This is a genomic window from Methyloversatilis discipulorum (assembly GCF_000385375.1).
Classification (GTDB): Bacteria; Pseudomonadota; Gammaproteobacteria; order Burkholderiales; family Rhodocyclaceae; genus Methyloversatilis; species Methyloversatilis discipulorum_A.
Genome location: NZ_ARVV01000001.1, coordinates 1,199,172 through 1,213,839, shown reverse-complemented (window position 1 = coordinate 1,213,839; position 14,668 = coordinate 1,199,172). Strand labels below are relative to the sequence as shown.

Sequence of the window (14,668 nt, the reverse complement as noted above, 5' to 3'; positions counted from 1 at the left end):
TCAGTCATTGATGCCCAGCCGCTGCAGGCGGTAGCGCAGCGAGCGGAAGGTGACGCCGAGCAGGCGTGCGGCGGCGGTGCGGTTGTAGCGCGTCTTGCGCAGCGCGTCCTCGATGGCCGCGCGCTCCATGCGGTCGAGATAGTCCTGCAGCGGCAGTTCGCCGGCCGGCATGTCGGGCACCTCGTCGTCGACCGGCATCAGGCCGAGGTCGACTGCGTCGATGCGCTCGCCCGAACTGAGCGCGTAGGCGCGCTCGAGCACGTTCTCCAGTTCGCGCACATTGCCCGGGAAGGGATAGGCGCACAGCGCATCGACCGCCGCGCGCGTCAGTTCGGGCTTCTTGCCGTCGGCTGCGGCGATGCGTTCGAGCAGGGTCTGCGCCAGTTGCGGAATCGATTCGCGGCACTCGCGCAGGCTGGGCATGCGCAGTTCGAGCACGTTGAGCCGGTAGAAAAGGTCCTGCCGGAAACGGCCCTCCTCCACCATCTGCCGCAGGTTGCGGTGGGTGGCGCTGATCAGGCGCACGTCGGTCGCCTCTTCGGTGCGCGCACCGACGCGGCGCACCGACTTTTCCTGTATCGCGCGCAGCAGCTTCACCTGCATCGCCAGCGGCAGGTCGCCCACTTCGTCGAGGAAAAGCGTGCCGCCGCGGGCCGCCTGGAAATAGCCTTCGCGGTCGGTGTCGGCGCCGGTGAAAGCGCCTTTTGCATAACCGAAGAATTCGGACTCGACCAGGTTCTCCGGAATGGCACCGCAATTGACTGCGACGAAGGGCCCTTCGCGCCGCGCACCCAGCTCGTGGATGAGCCGCGCCGCACGTTCCTTGCCGCTGCCGGATTCGCCGTGGATATGCACCGGCGCGCCACTGCGCGCGAGCTTGGCGATTGTTTCGCGCACCTGCGTCATGGCCGGCGCGTCGCCGACCAGCGCGTCGGTGCCGGCCGGCCGCACCTCGCCGCCGCGCGTCGGCAGGTCGAGCGCCGAACGCACCAGCGCGCGCAGCTGCTCGATCGATACCGGCTTGGCGAGGTAGTCGAAGGCGCCCGCCTTCAGTGCGGCGACCGCGTTGTCCATGCTGCCGAAGGCGGTGATGACGGCCACCGGCAGGTCGCGGTGGTGTTCGGCGATGTGGCGCACCAGTTCCATGCCCTCGCCGTCGGGCAGGCGCATATCGGTCAGGCACAGCGCGAAGCGTTCCTTGCCCAGCAGTTCGCGCGCTTCGCCGACCGAACCGGCGAGCGACGCGTGCAGGCCCATGCGCGCCAGCGACATGTCGAGCAGTTCGCGCAGGTCGTCTTCGTCGTCGACGACCAGCACCTTCAGCTCCCGCTCAGTCCGCCGCCGTTCCATGATTCGTCCAAGCTCCTGTTCAGGCCGCGCAGGCGAAAGTGCGCACCTGGCGAATTATCCACGAAGTCGAGCGCGGCCCCGTTGGCGTCGCTGAGTTCGCGCGCGATGTAGAGGCCCAGCCCGGTGCCGCGGCTGTGCGTGGTGAAGAAAGGTTCGAACAGGTGCGCGCGGGCGCTGTCGGAAACGCCGGGGCCGTTGTCGACGATGTCGAGCAGCGTCGCGTCTTCGGTCGCGCTGACCGTCAGGCGCACCGCGCCGTCGTCCGGGCCGGCGAAGCGCAGTGCATTGCCGAGCAGGTTCCACAGCACCTGATGCAGATGGCCGCGATCGAACCAGATGCGCGCCGGCGCCCCGGTTTCGATGTGCACGCGCGCTCGCACGCCGGGCTCGCGCATCGCGAATTCGTCGACGAAGGTGCGCACATAGCTGCCCAGTTCGAGCAGTTCCGGCTCGGCGCGATCACGACGCCCCAGTTCCAGCACGTCGCTGACCATGCGGTCCAGCCGCTGCGCGTTGTCGCCGATGATGCGGGTAAGCCGTGCCTGGGTTTCGGCACGCCGCTCTTCCTGCAGCAGTTCGGCCGCCTGGCTGATGGCCGCCAGCGGATTGCGTATCTCATGCGCCATGCTGGCGGTCAGCCGGCCGAGCGCAGCGAGCTTGATCTGCCGCGCCTGCTCGCGCAGCCGCGCCAGATCCTCGATGAACACCAGATGCCCGCCAGCGCCGCCGGCCGGCACGCAGCGCACGCGCAGCGCAGCGGGGCGCGACGGCAGGTCGAGCACGAACACGCGCTCGCGCTCGGGGTCGGCCTGCGCCGCCATCGCCGCGGCAAGCGCCGGCGAATAGTCGGCCAGCATGACCGGGCGCGGCATCAGCGGATCGAGCAGGCGACGCGCCTGCGGGTTGGCCTGCCGCACGTGGCCGAGCGTGTCGACGACCAGCACGCCGTCGTCCATGTCGCGGATCACCCGCTCGTTCACCCGCACCTGCTCGGCCAGGTCGCGGCCACGCTCGCGCGCCAGCGACTCGTTGGCGATGACGCGCCGCGCCAGCAGGCGTACCGCGATCGCGGTGGCGAAGAAACCGATGCTGATCGAACCGACATGCACGAAGCCACCGGCGTCGGAACCCAGCGTGACCCACTGCATCGCCTGCTGGAACAGCATGGCCAGGCTGGCCACCGCCGCGTAGAACACCGCCAGCCGGCCCTGCCCGACCAGCGCGGCGAAGGCCAGCACGACCACGTGCATGAAGGGCAGACCGGTGCTGAGCCCGCCGCCGGCGTAGGTGAGCAGCGTGAGGAAGAAGATGTCGGCGAGCACGCCTGCGGTCAGTCGCGCGTCGTCGGTCCGCAGCAGGCGGTCGGCGCCGAGCATGACGCAGACGGCGAACACCCAGTAACCGCGCGCAGCGCTGGCGAACAGCGCGCCGCGGTAATCGGCAAAGCTGATTTCGCCCGGCACGCCGAATACCAGCGCGACCAGCACTGAGGCGATCAGCAGGCGATACAGATTGAAGTAGCGCAGCGAACTCACCCGCGCCACCGGCAGCGCGGCGGCAGCGCCGTCAGACCCGGCCGTTGTGAGCATCGCGATGCTCGGGGCAGCAGAAGTACTGCGCATCGGTGAACACGGCCTCGCCCTCGGGAATGCGCAGACCGCACTCGGCACACTGCACGATGCGCTCGGCCACCGGCTCGGCAGGCTTGCTCTTGTCGGACTTCGAGCGCGCAGGCTTCTTGAAGAACCACAGCCAGGCCAGGAAGGCCAGGAGCACAAAAAACAGGATGCGGGACATCTCGGGCGACAGCGGGCGGAATGCGGAGGAAAGGCAGCGTACCAGCTTGGCCGGGCAGCCGGCGCAGAAAACAGGAGAGCCACCTCGGAAGCGGGCTTTTTCGCGGGATTCCTGGTCGGGGAGAGACGATACTGAGCCAGGATTCGACGCAATGATTCGAAGCTCCGGCGCCTGCGTCCGGGGTGCGCGCGTCCACAGACACGGCGGGCGATTATCAGAGGTCTCGGGCGTACAGTTCTGTTACATTCCGGCCGTATATGTACGACTGTCCAAAGCCGAGGAACCCCAATTGAGGCGTCTGACTGACCATCGAGTTTTCCGGCCGCTGCCGTTCGCGATCATTTCCGCAGGTGCATTTCTGTGTGCCTCGGCAAATGCACAGACCCCGGGAAACTGGCCGCTCGACCGTCAGGTCGACGAGGCTTTCCAGCAGGTCATGCGCGCGCCGGCCGACATGGAAGCCGGCTTGAACTATGCCCGCCTGCTCGTGCAGGACGGCAATTACGAGGGCGGGATCGCCGCCATGGAACGCCTGCTGCTCGATCCGGCCGCTCACCCGGCCGTGCGCGTGGAACTGGCCGTGCTGTACTACCGCCTGGCGTCCTACAGCATGTCGGAAGCCCTGCTGCGGCAGGCGCTAGACGACAACCGCCTGACGGGTGAGCAAAGGACCGCTGCGGAAAATCTGCTGCGCGACGTCAGCAAACGCAATCAGGTGTCGCAGTTTGACGGTGTGCTGGTGTTCGGTGTGCGGGCGCAGACCAACCCCGCAGCACGCTCCGACCGCGACACGGTTCTGTCCGGTGGCCTGCCGCTGGCGGTTGCCGCACCGTTCAAACCGAAGTCGGACACCGACCTGCAGGCGACGCTGCGTCTGGACCACCGCTATGACCTCGGCACCCAGAACGAGGCGGCCGTCGTCAGTTCGCTGGTGGCCCAGGTGATCAAATACAGCTCGTCCTCCGGCTCACGGCTGTCGGCCAGTCAGGCGGATCCGTACAACCTCGCGCTGGTCGAGGTGACCAGCGGCATACGCTTCAAGCCTTCCGCCACCGGCGCGCCCGGCCTGACCCTGCGTCCGCACCTCATCGTCGGCACGCTGAGCGCACAGGGACACAAATACCTCGACAGCTACGGCGTCGGCCTCGACGCGGGCTATCTCATCAACGAGCGCACGGTGATCGACGCCGGTTACGAGTACCGCAATTTCGACTACGCCTCGCGCATCGACGTGCCGAACGCCAACCTGCTCGGTGGCCCGGACAACCTGTTCCGCGTGCGTCTGACCCGGGAACTGAGCCCGGGCACAGCGCTGAGCGGCGAACTGCGCGCCCGCTTCCATCGCACCGACCGCGATTATTACGACTACGACGGCTACGAAGGGCGGCTGACCTATGCGTTCAGCTACGCCAACCCGTTCGTCGCCAATGGCGGTGCCTGGACGACGTCGATCTGGGGCGGCGTGCATCAGCGCCACTACCAGGCCGCCGATCCGTCCGTCGATCCGACCAGGAAGCGCCGGGATACCGAGTGGCGCATCGGTATCGGCAACACCGTGGCACTGTCGACCGCCTGGTCGTTGCTGATCCAGGTCGAGCACATGGACACCGACGCCAACCTGCCCAACTTCCGCAACAAGAATTCTTCCTTGTTCGGTGCAGCGGCCTATCGCTTCTGACGCGCGCACAGCCATGCACCTGACATTGAACCGCCACGATTGCACGAGGAACACGCAATGACCCCGCCGATTTCCAAGGACTGGTGGATTGCCGCTGCCCTGACCAGCGCCGCACTGCCGACCGCCTTTGCGCAGACTGCACCGACGCCCCGCGCGGGCGTCGTGTCCGCGATCACCGCCAGCGCGCCCTCTTCCTCAAACCAGAAGACCGTGGTGGTCGGCGACAACGTCGTGCCCGGCGAAACGCTGCGCACCGGACCGGACGGACAACTGCACGTTCTTTTCCTTGACCAGTCGGCCGTCACGCTGGGCGCCGATTCCGAGCTGGTCATCGACACCTTCAACTACGACCCGGCCACCCGGCAGGGCCAGATCCGGCTGCGCCTGAACCAGGGTCTGCTGCGCGTGGTCGGCGGACACATCAGCAAGACCACTGCGACCGAAATCGCCACATCGCAGGGCAAGGTGGAGATCCGCGGCGGCATCTCCGTCATCGAGTCCCGCCCGAATGGCACGAGCGCCACCTTCCTTTTCGGCCAGCAGATGCGGGCGACTGACAACAACGGCAACACCCAGACCATTACGCGTCCGGGCTTTGGCAGCACCATCGGTTCCCAGGGCGTTTCGCCACCGTCACGCACCCAACCGCAACAGCTCACCTCGCTGTTGCAGCAGCTGGAAACCCGGCCGAACAGCATCAACCAGGGCAACCCCAATCCTTCGCCTGCCCCCGCCGGCCAGCTGATCAGCACCGGAAATACGCCTGGCGGCGCCAACAACCCGGGTGGTACGTTGGCCAACGACAGACTGAAGAGCGTCGTCGACAACACTGTCGGAAGCAACCCGTCGCAGACCTTGCGCAACCTCCTTTCGGTCGGCCAGCTCAACAACGCTTCCTGAGCACGCGCCTTGCGGGAGCGGGGCGGGTGACCGATCCGGGTCGCCCTGCGACAGACGCTCCCGCCGCCTTCACAACACGGGTAGGCCATGCGCGTCCTGTTTGTTTCCAACTATGCCCATCTGCCCGACCTCACCGGCGGGCTGCAGACCACCACGCACGACCTCTGCCTGGCCATCAAGGCGATGGGCGCCGATGCGGCGGTTCTGTGCGGTCGTCTGCGGACTGACCCTTCTGCCGCCGAACAGCCGGCGAGCGGTGACGAGAGCCTGGGTTACCTCGTGCTGCGCGCCGATGCGCCGGAAAAGGCGCTGCCGATGGCCGCTGCCGCCTGGGGCGCCGATGTCATCGTCGTGCAGAATGGTTTGGCGCTGGCACCGATGGTGCTGGCCAGTCTGACGACCGGACGCCCGACGGCGGTCTATCTGCACAACGTGGAGACGCACCAGCTCGCCGGTCATCTTGCACCGCATCCGTCGCTGCTGTTCCTCGCCAATTCGGCGTTCACCGCACAGCGCTGGCGCACGCTGTACGGCATCGACTGTGCGGTGATCCCGCCGGTCGTAGCGGCCGAGTCCTATGCGAGCGGGCAGACCGGCGACAAGGTGCTGTTCGTCAATCCGACGCCGATCAAGGGCGTCGAAATCATGTTCTCGCTGGCCGCGGCCTGCCCGGAACTGCCCTTCCTCGTGGTGGAAAGCTGGCACATCGACCCGCACTGGCGCGCCTACTGCCTCGACCGGGCGGCACGGCTGGGCAATATCGAATGGTGTGGCCCGACGCGCGACATGCGCGAGGTGTTCGCCCGCACGCGGGTGCTGCTGATGCCCTCGGTATGGGAGGAATCCTTTGGCCGCACCGTGATCGAGGCCCAGATCAATGGCCTGCCGGTGCTGGCCAGCACGCGCGGCGCGCTGCCCGATCTGGTCGGCGACGGCGGTTTCGTGCTCGCCCCCGAAGCGGCGATCGACGACTGGGCGCAGGCGCTGCGACAGCTTTACGATCCGGTGCTCAGCGCCCGACACAGAGAAGCGGCGCTGCGTCAGGCCGCGGCCCATGTGGTGTCCACGCCGCTCATCGTCGGAGAACTGCTGAGCCTGCTGGCCGTGCACGCCAGTCAGTCGCTGATCGACGACAGCGACAGAACAGGCCCGACGCTCGACAGCAGCGTCACCGCGGCTGCGCCCGGTTCGCTCCCCGCTGCCCTGCGCGAGGTCGCGCCACGCTCACCGCGGCGCGAAGACTGCCGCTTCTATCATTCCTGCGATCTGGCAGACGGCGAAGAGGTGATCGGCGAATGGGATCTGCGACCCGATCCGTTCGGCTATCTGGGCGACATCTGCGTGACCGGTCAATCGGTGCTGGAGATCGGTCCGGCGAGCGGCTTTCTGTCCTTCTGCATGGAGATGGCCGGTGCGACCGTCACCTGCGTGGAGCCGCCGATGTCGCATCTGTGGGACATCGTGCCCCTCGAAGGCTTCGACACGCCGGGCTGGCGCGAAACCTTCAGCGAACAGATCGAGATGGTGCGCAATTCATTCTGGTACCTGCATCGACAGCACGACTCACGGGTCAGGGTGTTCGAAGGTGATCCCTATGAGCTCCCGCCCGGCTTCGGCCCTTTCGACATCGGCGTTCTGGCGTCGGTGCTGCTGCACTGCCGCCGTCCCTTCGACCTGCTGCAGAGCGTCGCCGAACGTGTCCGGCACACGATGGTGGTCACCGAAGCATACGACCCGGCGCTGGGCGACGCGCCTGCATGCTGGCTGCTGCCGCACACCGGTGTGCCCCAGGTGCACACCTGGTGGCAGTTCACGCCGCAGTTCTTCGTATCGGCGCTGGGCGTAATGGGTTTCACCGAGTGCACGGTCAGCATCCACAAACAGAGGCAGCCGGCCGAGAACCGGGAGGTGGCGATGTTCACGGTCGTGGCCCGGCGGCCGGTAGCGAGCGGCGACCGCGCGCTGCCTTGACGACGCACGCGCCGTGAATGCGACGGAGCTAATCCGGCAGGCCTGGCGGCATTTCGCCGACGGCGACAAGGCAGCGGCCATGCACTGCGCGCAGCAGGCACATGCCACCGATGGCGGGCCGTCGGTCGCCGCTGCGCTGGGCTACTTCCTGCTCGATGCCGGTCGGATGGATGCGGCCGCGGACATCCTGTTGCCAGCACTGGCCCGCGCTTCCCACTACGCACCGTTGCACTGGTATGCCGGCCTGCTGCACCAGCGCCGCGGCGACGTCGCGCCGGCGATCGAGGCCCTGCGCCGTGCCTGTCTGCTGGATGCCCGTCTGGATGAAGCCGCCTTCACGCTGGCCTGGCTGCTGCAGGACGTCGATCAGGTCGCCGAGGCCGCGCTCTGGGCAGGGAAGGCCTTGCAGGCCTCCCGTCAGCCGCAGCGCCTGCTGCAATCGGCATGGCTGCTGCAGCGGCAGGGAATGCTGCGTGAGGCGATCGAGCTGTACGAGGAAGCCATCGCGGCTTTTCCTCATGGCGCGCCGGAGCAGCGCACACTGCACCGCCACCTCGCGCAATGCCATGCGGCCCTGCACCGCCCCGATCTGGCCGGCCAGGCACTTTCTCGCGGACTCGAACATCTGCCCTTCGACGCCGAGTTGCTGACGGAACAGGCCTGCCACGAGTGGGATCAGGGCCGGCGCGCACACGCGATCGCACTGGCGCGCAGCCAGACCGACACCCATCCGGAACGGGCGGACGCCTGGTACCTGCTTGGCGTGCTGCAACACCGCTCGGATGATCTCGAAGCGGCTGAGCATTGCTACGCCGAAGTCCAGCAGCGCGACCCGACGAACGCCGATGCGCTGCTGCGTCGCGCGCAGATCCAGTCACGCTGGGGTCGCGCCGAAGCGGCACTGTGGCTGCTGGAACTCGTGCTGCAGCAACAAGCGCAGTCCTTGCCGGCGCAGGCACTGAAGGTGCAGGCGCTGCTCGACCTGAAGCGGACCGCCGAAGCGCGCCGTCAGCTCTGGCCACTGCTGCGCGCAGCACCGGGCGAAAGCGAGCTCTGGCGCCTGCTGGCTGCGGTGCATTGCCAGCGCGGCCGCGGTGGCCTTGCGCGACGCGCGCTCGCGCGTGCCCTGCGCCTCGACGCGGACAACGCGGCCGCGCTGCGCGTGCTGGGCTGGCTGGCGCTCGAGCAGGGCGAGCTGCCGGTGGCGAAGGACGCCGTGCGGCGGGCGCTCGCGCTCCACCCGGACGATCAGGACACGAGGGTACAGGCCGCCTTCGTGTTCGCCGCCAGCGACGAGCTGACGCTGGCCGCGGAACTCGCGCAGGCGGCGGTCGCGCACGACCCGCAGCAGGTCGATGCCTGGCGAGCGTTGGCCGAAGTGCGGCTGCGGCAGCACCGGCTCAGCGAAGCCGAAACCGCCATCGAAACCGCCCTGCTGCTGCAGCCGGATCGTGGCGACAGCCTGCGGCAACTGGGCTGGATACTGCTCGCTGACCAGCGCCCGGGCCAGGCGCAGCTGGCCTTCCTGCGGCTGCGCGCGCTGCAGCCGGACGATGTGCTGCCCCTGCTGGAGCTGGCCGAGGCCTGTCTGCGCAGCGGCGATTTCAGCCGCGGTCTGGACGCGGTCGACGACGTACTCGGCCGGCAACCCCGTCATGCCCAGGCCATGCTGATGAAGGCCCGCCTGCTGACCGAGAGCGGCGACCCGCAGCCGGACGGTTCGGTGCGCGCGCTGGATCTGTGTCGTCGGCTATCGAGCGAGCGCCAGAACGTGGCCGGTGCGACCGCCGTGCTGGCACGTCTGGTCGGCCTCGCCACTCCGGGGGCGCGCGCAGCACTGAAGCAGGCTGCGCTACCGGAACGGCGGGCCGCGCTGCGCGACGCGCTGACCGTCGCCAGCGCGCGCCATGGTCATGACTGTCTCGACCGTCTGCTCACCGCTGCCGCAGAGGACTGTCCGCCCGATCCGTGGATCGCCAGCGCGGCGCTGTATGGCGCGACGCTGTCCGACGCGTCGACGCCGTCCGATCTCGCGCGGGCCGCGCGCGACCTGTACCGGGCACTCAAGCTGCGGGCAGGACTGAATCGAACGCCGCGCCCTCCCGCACTGCGCCGGCACGGCGCCCGCCTGCGCATCGCCTACGTCGCGGGGCAGCTGCACCAGAGCCTGCTGCGCCGGGTGCTCGCCAATCACGACGCCGAACAGACCGACGTATTCCTGTTCAGCAACCGTCCACTGCCGGACCTGCCGCCGCACATCCACTGCGAGCCGCTCGTGCCCGCCGGACTGGCCGCATCGTGTGCGGCGAACCGCATCGACGTGGTGATCGATGCCGGCGGGCTGCATCCGTTCGAGGGCCAGTTCGAACTGCTGGAAGCCTACGCCCGCCGCGTCGCGCCGTTGCAGGTGGGCTGGCTCGGTTGCCCGGTCACGGCCGGAGGGCTGTTCGACGTGCTGCTGACCGACGCTCACGCCGTGCCGGTCGCGCACGAGACATTTCACGAAGAGGCGCTGTGGCGGATCGACGGCGGCCAGTGGTGCTGGGACCCGCCGGTTCACGCGCCGGAGCCGTTGCCGCCGCCGCTGCTGCGCAACGGCGTCGTCACCTTCGGCGTCACCGCGCGCGGGCTGCGCATGACCCGCACCTGCCTCGAAACATGGGCCCGGGTGGTCGCGGCAACCCCGCGATCGCGCATCCGCTTCATCGGTGAAGTGGCCGGCGACTGGCCGCAGCGCACGCACATCCTGGCCGTGCTGGACGCCCACGGCATCGACGGCGCACGCGTAGCGTTCGACCCGCCGCGCAGCCACGTCGGGCTGTTCGAATGGCTGCAGCAGATCGATCTGGTACTCGACAGCTTTCCGGGCAACGGTGGACTGAGCCTGTTCGAGCCGCTGTGGATGGGCGTGCCGGTGATCAGCCGCGCGGGCGGCTGGGCCGGCGCGCGCCAGGGGCTTTCGGTGCTCGCCTCGCTCGGACTGGACGCCTGGGTGGCCGACAGCGCGGCCACCTATGTCGACACCGCGACCGCACTGGCCGCCGACGTAGATACGCTGCGACACCATCGCACCACGCTGCGCCGACGCATGTACGAATCACCTCTGCTCGATGGACGCCGCGTGGCACGCCAGATCGAGCAGGCATGCGAGCGCCTGCTCGATCTCGTTGCCGCAGACGCCGCCGAAGAGGACCCGAAGGCCCAGATCCGCGCCCGGGCGCGTCGTGCGCTCCAGGTCTGGCTGGACAAGTCGACGGCCCTCGAACTGCCGGCGCTTCCGGCAAGCGCGACGCCTGATCTGTCGGTGATCGTGGTCCTCTACAAGCAGGCCGGACTGACACGCACGACGCTGCAGGCGCTGGCCGACCAGCGGGGTGCGGTGTTCGAGACCATCATCGTGGACAACGCGTCGGACGATGAAACGGACTCGCTGCTGCAACGCGTGCGCGGTGCGTGCATCGTGCGCAACGCGGAGAACGCCGGTTTCCTGCGTGCCGCCAATCAGGCAGCGGCGCTGGCACGCGGACGTCATCTGGTGTTCCTGAACAGTGACGCCATCCTGCAGCAGGGCGCGCTGGCAGCGGCGCTCACCCGGCTCGACGCCGAGCCGGCGATCGGGGTGCTCGGCGGCCGCATCGTGCTGACGGCGGGCGGATTGCAGGAAGCGGGCAACACGATCTTCCGCGACGGCTCGTCGCTGGGCATCGGCCGCGGCGAAGACCCCTTCTGCCCGGCGGCGATGGCGAGCCGGGCGACCGATTACGTGTCCGGCGTGTTCATGGCGGTGCGCACGCCTCTGTGGCGGATGCTGGGCGGCTTCGACGAGCGCTTCGCGCCGGCCTATTACGAGGACACGGATTTCTGCCTGCGCGCCTGGCGCGCCGGTTTCCGCGTGGTGTATGAGCCGGCGGTGCTGGTCGAACACCTGGAATGGGGCAGTGCCACCGGCGACGAAGCGCCCCGGCAGATGCGCGAGAACCGGCAGCGCTTCGTGGACCGCCATGGCGAATGGCTGAAGGGCCAGCCGGCACCCGCGCCACAGCCGCTGTCGGGCGATCGCTGGCGCTCGCCCGAGGACCACCCGCGCCGCCCGCGCGTGCTCATCCTCGACAACGAGGTGCCGCACATGGTGAAGGGCGGCGGTCTGCCACGCGCCCGCCTGATGCTGCAGGCATTGAGCGACTGGCCGGTCACCTTCTTTCCGCTGTGGCAGGAGGATGATGACTGGCGTGATGTGTACGCGTCGCTGCCCGCGACTACGGAAGTGGCGCTCGGCCACGGCATGGGCCGGCTCGAAACCTTTCTCGACCAGCGTCGCGGTATCTATGACGTGCTCGTGGTGAGCCGCCCGCCAAATCTTCAGGCGCTGTCGCCGCTGTTCCGGCGCAGGCCGGAACTGTTCGCCGGCATGCGCATGATCTACGACGCGGAAGCGCTGTTCGCGTTGCGCGAGATTCCGGAAGCGGCGGTCAAGGGACGCCCGCTGACGCGGGCGGCGGCAAAGACCCGTCTGGCCGCCGAGATCGGGCTGGCCAGAGGGGCCGATCAGGTGTGGGTGGTGTCGCAACGCGATGCCCGCCTGTTCCGCGCCGCCGGCCATCAGGTCCGGATACTGAGTCACGCGATATCGACCCGCCGCGCGGCGCCGGGGCCGCAGCATCGCAGCGGTCTGCTGTTCGTCGGCGCGCTGCATCCGGACACGCCGAACGAGGACGGTCTGGTCTGGTTCATCACCGAAGTCATGCCGCGGCTGCGCGACCTGCTGCCGCATGCGCCGGTGCTGTCCGTCGTCGGCATCAACCGCTCGCATCGGGTGAGCGATCTTGCCGGCGACGACGTGCAGCTGATCGGTCCGGTGGACAGCCTGGAGCCGCTGTACGACCGCGCACGCGTGTTCGTCGCGCCGGTACGGTTCGCCGGCGGCGTGCCCGCCAAGGTGATCGAGGCGGCCGCCAACGGTTTGCCGGTCGTGGCCTCCGCCGTGCTGGTGCGGCAGCTGGACTGGAGCGCGGGCATCGACATCCAGTCCGCCCGCGATGCCGACGCCTTTGCCCGCGGCATCGCACGCCTGCTGCATGACGATGAACTGTGGGCCCGGCAGCAACGCGCTGCGTGGGATCAGTGCGATGCCCGCTACAGCCCGGAGCGCTTCGGCCACATCCTGCGCGACGCGCTGTCGGAGGCACCGCGATGAGCGCCCGTCATCCGCTGGAAGAGCCCACGCTGCGGCGCTTCCGACATCTGATGGCGCACGGACTGACCGACGCCGCGCGCGATTGTCTGCTCGATGCACTGGTACGTGAGCCCAATCTGCCCGGCGTGCACGTCGCGCTGGCGCGGCTGCGCTGGCCGGGGCCCGACTACCGTTTCTGGCTGGCCTGGTTCCACGCACAGCTGACACCGCGGCTGTATCTGGAAATCGGCGTCGAGAAGGGCGAATCGCTGGCGCTGGCCCAGCCACCGACGCGGGTGGTGGGCGTGGACCCCGCGCCGCTCGGTGACCCGCTGCAGCACTGCCGTGCGAATGCGCGCCTGTACCGCCAGACCAGCGCCGACTTCTTCGCCGCCGTGCCGGCGGACAGCGGGCTGGTGCCCGACGGTTTCGACCTCGCCTTCATCGACGGCGATCACCACTTCGAAACCGTGCTGGACGACTTCATCGCCATCGAGCGCCACGCCGCGCCCGGAGCGGTCGTGCTGCTGCACGACACGCTGCCACTCAACGCGCTCACCGCCGCGCGCGAGCGCCGGACCGGGTTCTACACCGGCGACGGCTGGAAGATCGTGCCCTGTCTGCGGAGCCTGCGTCCTGACCTGCACGTCATTACGCTGCCGACCGCACCGACCGGCCTGACGGTGATCACCGGGCTAGACCCCGGAAACCGCGTGCTGAGCGACCGTCTGCCGCTGATCCGTCAGTCCTACGCGGCGCTGCCGCCTGAGCACGCGGTGGCGACGCCGCACGCCGTGTTTTCGCTCGGCATCAACGATACGGACTGGGTGGCGCAGTGGTTGCAGTCCGCACGCGGGCGATGACACACGCGAGGTCCGGCTGCACGCGCCCGGACCGGAAAAGATCATCCTCGGCGCGCAACAGTGCATGCAGCCAGGGCTCGGCCTCGGCGCTCATGAAGTTCTGCGCGATTGCGGCCAGCACCACGCGCATCAGTGCGCCGCCATAAGGTCGATGCTCGAACACGTCGAAGTGGTGGTCGAGCAGCGGCAGCACTTCCGACGAGCGGACCGCTTCGGTGGGATCCACGGCAACAACCTCATCCACCGAAGGCCGCCACAGATTGCCTTTGAGCTGTCCGTCGCCCGTCGTGCGAAGGTGGTGCGGCAGCATATCGACCAGCTGGTTCATGAAACGCAATTGTGAGTTCGCGCACTGGAAGCGGTCGGGGCCCACGTATTCGTCGAGGTAGAACCAGCCTGCCGGTGCCAGCAGCTGGGCCACGCCCGCATACAGGTCTTCGAGATTGGCGCAATGGTGCACGCTGGAAATACCCAGCACGGCATCGAAGCTGCCGGGCTCGAAACCGCTCTGCCCCACTGGCAGGCTGTTCATGTCCGCCTGCACGTAACGGATGCGCGCGCCGGCGGCTTTCGCCTGTTCGCGCGCGAGATCCAGCGCCTTGGCGGACAGGTCGATAGCCACGATCTCGTCTGCCCAAGCTGATCGGGCAACCAGGCGCTCGTCCCTGCCCTGACCGCAGCCGAGGAAGAGCACCCGCCGGAGCGGCAGGGGTTGATGGGCTGCGACGACGCTGAAGAACCACTCGAGCGGCTCGACCGATGCGTCGCCGGTGACCTGCTCGTGCAGGCGCGCCTTGACCGCCGGAAGGTGGGTCCAGTGCAGGCCATGCGCGACCCAGGCAGCGGGATCTCCCCAGGCCGCATCAAGGCGGCTGGCGAGTTCAAGGTCGATGTCGGGTACGGAGGGGCTTTGCGACACGGGAGGTTATGGCTGAA

The 14,668-nt window shown here is 68.5% G+C and carries 9 protein-coding genes; 5 read left to right on the top strand and 4 right to left on the bottom strand.

What is annotated here, in order from left to right:
* Genes METRZ18153_RS0105885 through METRZ18153_RS0105875 form a run of 3 tightly spaced genes read right to left on the bottom strand, consistent with a single transcriptional unit; the run spans nucleotide 1 to nucleotide 3,147 of the window.
* Complete coding sequence (locus tag METRZ18153_RS0105885; RefSeq protein ID WP_020163844.1) at nucleotides 1–1,350, bottom strand: sigma-54-dependent transcriptional regulator; 1,350 nt, start codon at nucleotides 1,348–1,350, stop codon at nucleotides 1–3.
* Complete coding sequence (locus METRZ18153_RS0105880) at nucleotides 1,320–2,939, bottom strand: sensor histidine kinase (RefSeq protein ID WP_020163843.1); 1,620 nt, start codon at nucleotides 2,937–2,939, stop codon at nucleotides 1,320–1,322. Before METRZ18153_RS0105880 ends, METRZ18153_RS0105885 begins: the two co-directional genes overlap by 31 nt.
* On the bottom strand, nucleotides 2,917–3,147 hold the full coding sequence (locus METRZ18153_RS0105875) for a PP0621 family protein (protein WP_020163842.1): 231 nt from the start codon (nucleotides 3,145–3,147) through the stop codon (nucleotides 2,917–2,919). Before METRZ18153_RS0105875 ends, METRZ18153_RS0105880 begins: the two co-directional genes overlap by 23 nt.
* A 289-nt stretch (nucleotides 3,148–3,436) precedes the next feature.
* Between METRZ18153_RS0105875 and METRZ18153_RS0105870 the strand changes: the two genes are divergently transcribed.
* The 5 genes from METRZ18153_RS0105870 (at nucleotide 3,437) to METRZ18153_RS0105850 (ending at nucleotide 13,732) form a co-directional block, all read left to right on the top strand.
* The gene (locus tag METRZ18153_RS0105870; protein WP_020163841.1) at nucleotides 3,437–4,825 is read left to right on the top strand and encodes a tetratricopeptide repeat protein; all 1,389 of its coding nucleotides are present in this window, start codon (nucleotides 3,437–3,439) and stop codon (nucleotides 4,823–4,825) included.
* Between the two features lie 57 nt (nucleotides 4,826–4,882).
* Nucleotides 4,883–5,725 (top strand): FecR family protein, encoded by an 843-nt coding sequence (locus tag METRZ18153_RS0105865; protein WP_020163840.1) that lies wholly within the window; start codon nucleotides 4,883–4,885, stop codon nucleotides 5,723–5,725.
* Between the two features lie 87 nt (nucleotides 5,726–5,812).
* The gene (locus tag METRZ18153_RS0105860) at nucleotides 5,813–7,696 is read left to right on the top strand and encodes a glycosyltransferase (protein WP_020163839.1); all 1,884 of its coding nucleotides are present in this window, start codon (nucleotides 5,813–5,815) and stop codon (nucleotides 7,694–7,696) included.
* A 13-nt stretch (nucleotides 7,697–7,709) separates the two neighbouring features.
* The gene (locus METRZ18153_RS0105855) at nucleotides 7,710–12,890 is read left to right on the top strand and encodes a glycosyltransferase (protein ID WP_020163838.1); all 5,181 of its coding nucleotides are present in this window, start codon (nucleotides 7,710–7,712) and stop codon (nucleotides 12,888–12,890) included.
* Nucleotides 12,887–13,732 carry a class I SAM-dependent methyltransferase gene (locus METRZ18153_RS0105850; protein ID WP_020163837.1) on the top strand — a complete coding sequence of 282 codons (846 nt, stop codon included), beginning with the start codon at nucleotides 12,887–12,889 and terminating at the stop codon, nucleotides 13,730–13,732. Before METRZ18153_RS0105855 ends, METRZ18153_RS0105850 begins: the two co-directional genes overlap by 4 nt.
* Here METRZ18153_RS0105850 and METRZ18153_RS0105845 read toward each other — a convergent pair.
* On the bottom strand, nucleotides 13,680–14,651 hold the full coding sequence (locus METRZ18153_RS0105845) for a class I SAM-dependent methyltransferase (RefSeq protein WP_020163836.1): 972 nt from the start codon (nucleotides 14,649–14,651) through the stop codon (nucleotides 13,680–13,682). The two genes, METRZ18153_RS0105850 and METRZ18153_RS0105845, sit on opposite strands and share 53 nt — an antisense overlap.
* Between the last annotated feature and the right edge of the window lie 17 nt (nucleotides 14,652–14,668).